1 protein-coding gene is annotated in these 4,389 nt (G+C 73.5%); it reads right to left on the reverse strand.

Going from position 1 to position 4,389, the window contains the following annotated elements; all coding sequences use genetic code 11:
• Positions 1-4,389 (reverse strand): SDR family NAD(P)-dependent oxidoreductase (locus ACVV2G_RS33255; protein WP_453846487.1); only part of this gene is annotated, 4,389 nt, incomplete at both ends.

A 4,389-nucleotide genomic window follows, 5' to 3' on the forward strand; every position in this document is an offset into this window, starting at 1 on the left:
GCCGGCCGCGAGTGTGCGGGGGTCGAGCCGGGCGGCCAGGACCGCACTGTCGGCGGACCGCTCCGCCATGTCGAAGAGCCGCAGCCCCTCCTCGTTGGACATCGGCAGCACACCCATCCGCCGCATCCGCGCCAGATCCCCCTCACCGAGATGCCCGGTCATGGCACTGCGTACATCCCACATACCCCACGCCACCGACACCCCCGACAACCCACGCGCCCGCCGGTACGCCGCCAACCCGTCCAGAAACGCATTGCCCGCCGCATAGTTCGCCTGCCCCGCACCCCCCAGCACACCCGCCGCCGACGAGAACAACACGAACATCCCCACACCACCGCCACCAGCCTCCGACACCACCTCATGCAGATTCCACGCCCCCGCCACCTTCGCCGCCAACACCCCCCGCAACCGCTCCGGCGACAACCCCGCCACCATCACGTCATCCAGCACACCCGCCGCATGCACCACCCCCGACACACCACCCGGCAGACCCCCCACCACCTCCGCCAGCGCACCCCGGTCAGCCACATCACACGCCACCACCCGCACCGACGCACCCGCAGCCGACAACTCCCGCACCAAACCGTCCACACCCTCGGCACGCTCCCCCCGACGACTCAGCAACACCAGCCGCCGCACCCCCCGCACCCCCACCAGATGCCGCGCCACCACACCACCCAGCGCCCCCGACCCACCCGACACCAACACCCACCCACCACCGGCACCACCACCGCACGCGGCCACCACCGGCACCGACAACACCAACTTGCCCACATGCCGCGCCCGGCTCATCACAGCGAACGCCTCACCCGCCCGCCGCACATCCCACACCTGCCTCGGCAGCAGCTCCAGCGTCCCGGACTCCAAGAGGTCCACCACTTCGCGCAGCATCTCGCCGAGTCGCTCGGGCGCCACTTCCGCGAGGTCGAAGGCCCGGTACAGCACACCGTCATGAGCGGCGGCGACCTCCTGCGCATCCCGGACGTCCGCCTTGCCCAGCTCCACGAACCGGCCCCCCGGACGCACCAGCCCCAGCGACGCGTCGACGAACACACCCGCCAGCGAATCCACCACCACATCCACCCCAGGCCGAAAGGCATCGGCGAAATCCAGCGTCCGCGACGAGGCGATACGCTCCCCGGGAACACCCAACCCCCGGACCACCGGCCACTTCGCCTCGCTCGCCGTCGCGAACACCTCCGCACCCAGCCACCGCGCCAACTGCACCGCGGCCATACCCACCCCACCCGCGGCGGCGTGCACCAGCACCGACTCACCGGCCCGCACACCCGCCACGTCCACCAACGCGTAATACGCCGTCACGAACGCCACCGGCACCGACGCCGCCTCCACGAACGACCAGTCCCCCGGAATCCCGACCAGCACCCGCTCGTCCACCACGGTGTGTGTGCCGAACCAGTCCGCGCCCAGGCCCATCACCCGGTCGCCGACCACGAGGCCGGTCACCCCCGGACCGGTCTCGGTGACCACACCGGCACCCTCACTGCCCATCCGCGCACTCTCCGCGTCCGGGTACATGCCCAGCGGGATCAGCACGTCACGGAAGTTGAGCCCGACCGCGTGGGTGGCGACGCGCACCTCGCGTGCGCCGAGGACGCGGCCGGGGCCGTCGTCCGGCGCCGGGCCCCAGGTGATGCCTTCCAGAGTGCCGTTGCCGGCGTGCGTGAGGTGCTGTTCCCGCTCCCCGGATTCCACGGATTCCACGGCTCCCCCGGCTTCCACGGCGGAGTCTTGGTCCCGGGCCGGGGCGGAGGGCGCCGCGGAAGGCTTCTCGTTCTGCCGTACGGGCGGTGCGGGGGTCTCCTGGCGCACCAGTCGCGGTACGAGGAGGTCCTCGCCCCGGACGGCGAGCTGGGGTTCGTCCGCGGTCATGGCCAGGGCGCGCGGCACCGTGTCCGGTGCCGTGGTGGCGGGGTCTCCGAGCACGTCGAGCAGGACGAAGCGGCCGGGGTGTTCGGTCTGCGCCGAGCGGACCAGGCCCCACACGGGTGACGCCGTGAGGTGGTCCATCCGTTCGCCGTCCCTGACCCGTACCGCTCCCCCGGTGACCAGGACCAGCCGGGACGCGGCGAACCGCTCGTCGGCCAGCCACTGCCGTACGAGGTCGAGGGCGTGCAGGGCGGTGCGCTCCGCCGCTGCGGCGGTGTCGTCGCCGGCCTCCGTGGGGACGTCGGACCGCAGGTCCACCAGGACGTGGCCGGGTGCGGCGCCCTCCTCGCGCGTCAGGTGTTCCCGCAGGGCGGCGAGGTCGGCGTACGAGCCGTGGGCCGGGTCGGGCTCGGGGAGGCCGGCGGACGGTGCGCCGAGCACGGCGACGCCGTACGGTACGCCGTCGCGAGCCGTCGCCGGTGCCTCCGCGGTGGTCCAGGCGACCCGGTACGTGGTGACGCCGTCGGTGTCGGTGGGCGCCGGGAAGTGTGCCTCGTTCAGCGGACGGGTCAGCAGTCCGTCGGCGGACAGGACCGGCAGCCCCGTGGTGTCGGTGACCCGTACCGAGAGGGTGTCCTCGGTGGTCGGGGTGAGCACGGCCCGCAGCCGGGTCGCGCCCGTGGCGTGCAGGGTGACGCCGGTCCACAGGAACGGCAGCCGTACCGAGGCCCCGTCCTCCTCCTGGGCCGTCGACCAGGCGTGCAGGGCCGCGTCCAGCAGTGCCGGGTGGATGCCGAAGCCCGACGGTTCGGCATCCGGCAGGCAGACGTCGGCGTAGATCCGGCCCTCGGGTCCGTGCCAGACGTCCGTCAGGCCGCGGAACGCCGGTCCGTACCGGAGCCCCCGCGCGTCCAGCCGTTCGTACAGCCCGGCGGTGTCCGTGTGCTGTCCGTCCGCCGGGGGCCAGGCCGTCCCGGTCGGGTCCGTCGTGTCCTCGTGCGCGGCGCCGCGCACGAGGGTGGCGCGCGCGTGCCGCACCCAGTCCCCGGACGCCGAGTCCGCGGGACGGGCGTGGACGTCCGCCGTCCGGCCGCCGTTCTCGTCCGCACCGGACACGAGCACCTGCACCCGGGTCACCCCGGCCGCGTCCAGGACCAGCGGGGTCTCCAGGGTCAGTTCCTCCACCCGGTCGCAGCCGGCCTCGTCGGCGGCGCGCAGGACCATGTCGAGCAGCGCCGTGCCGGGCAGCGTGACCAGGCCGCGCACGGCATGGTCGCGCAGCCAGGGCTGGTCCCGCGGGGACAGCCGCCCGGTGAGCAGGAATCCGCCGGTCCCGGGCAGCGGTACCCCCGCACCGAGCAGGGCGTGTCCGGTGGCCTCCATGCCGTGCGCGCCGTTCGTGCCGTCGTGGCGGGCGGCCGCACCACGCAGGACGGTGTTGCCCTCCACCCAGTAGCGCTTCCGCTGGAACGCGTACGTCGGCAGTTCGACCCGGCGGGCGGGGCGCCCGTCGTAGAGCCGCGCCCACCGTACCGGCACACCGGTCACGAACGCCTCGGCGAGCGACCGCAGCAGACGCGGCCGGCCGCCCTCGTCGCGGCGCAGGGTGCCCGTGACGGTCACGTTCACGCCGTGGTCCTCGGCGGTGGCCTGTACGCCGGTGGTCAGCACCGGGTGCGGGGCGACCTCGACGAACCGGCGGAACCCGGCGTCGAGCAGCGCGCGCACGGTCTCCTCGAAGCGAACGGGAGAGCGCAGGTTGCGGTACCAGTACGCCCCGTCCAGCTCCGGCTGCCCGGAGCCGTCCCCGGTGACGGCGGCGGTACCCGTCGCGGTCACCGTCGAGAAGAACGGCACCCGCGCCGGACGCGGCACCACGCCGGCCGTCGCCTCCTCGATCGCGTCGCGGAGGTTCTCCACCTGTGCGCAGTGGGAGGCGTAGTCGACGGGCACACGGCGCGCCCGCACTCCCCCGGCCTCACACTCCGCCATCAGCGCGTCGAGCGCCTCCCTGCCACCGGACACCACCGTCGACGCAGGACCGTTGACGGCCGCGACCGTCACCCGCCCCCCATAACCGGCGACGAGCCCCTCCACCTCGGCCACAGGACGCTGTACGGCCACCATGCCGCCATGACCGGCCAACTCGGCAGCGATCGCCCTGCTGCGCAGCGCCACCACCCGCGCCCCGTCCGCCACACTCAACGCACCCGCCACCACAGCAGCCGCGATCTCCCCCTGCGAATGACCCACAACGGCAGCCGGCCGCACACCGAACGACTCCCACACCGCCGCCAACGACACCATCACCGCCCACAACGCCGGCTGCACCACCTCCACCCGCTCCAACAACGCACCCTCACCCAGCGCGTCGAGAAGCGGAACATCCAGATACGGCTCCAGAGCAGCGGCACACTCCGCCATCCGCCCCGCGAACACCGGCTCCTCACCGAGCAGCTCCACCGCCATACCCACCCACTGCGACCCCTGACCGGGGAA

Source organism: Streptomyces sp. JK94 (assembly GCF_053613315.1).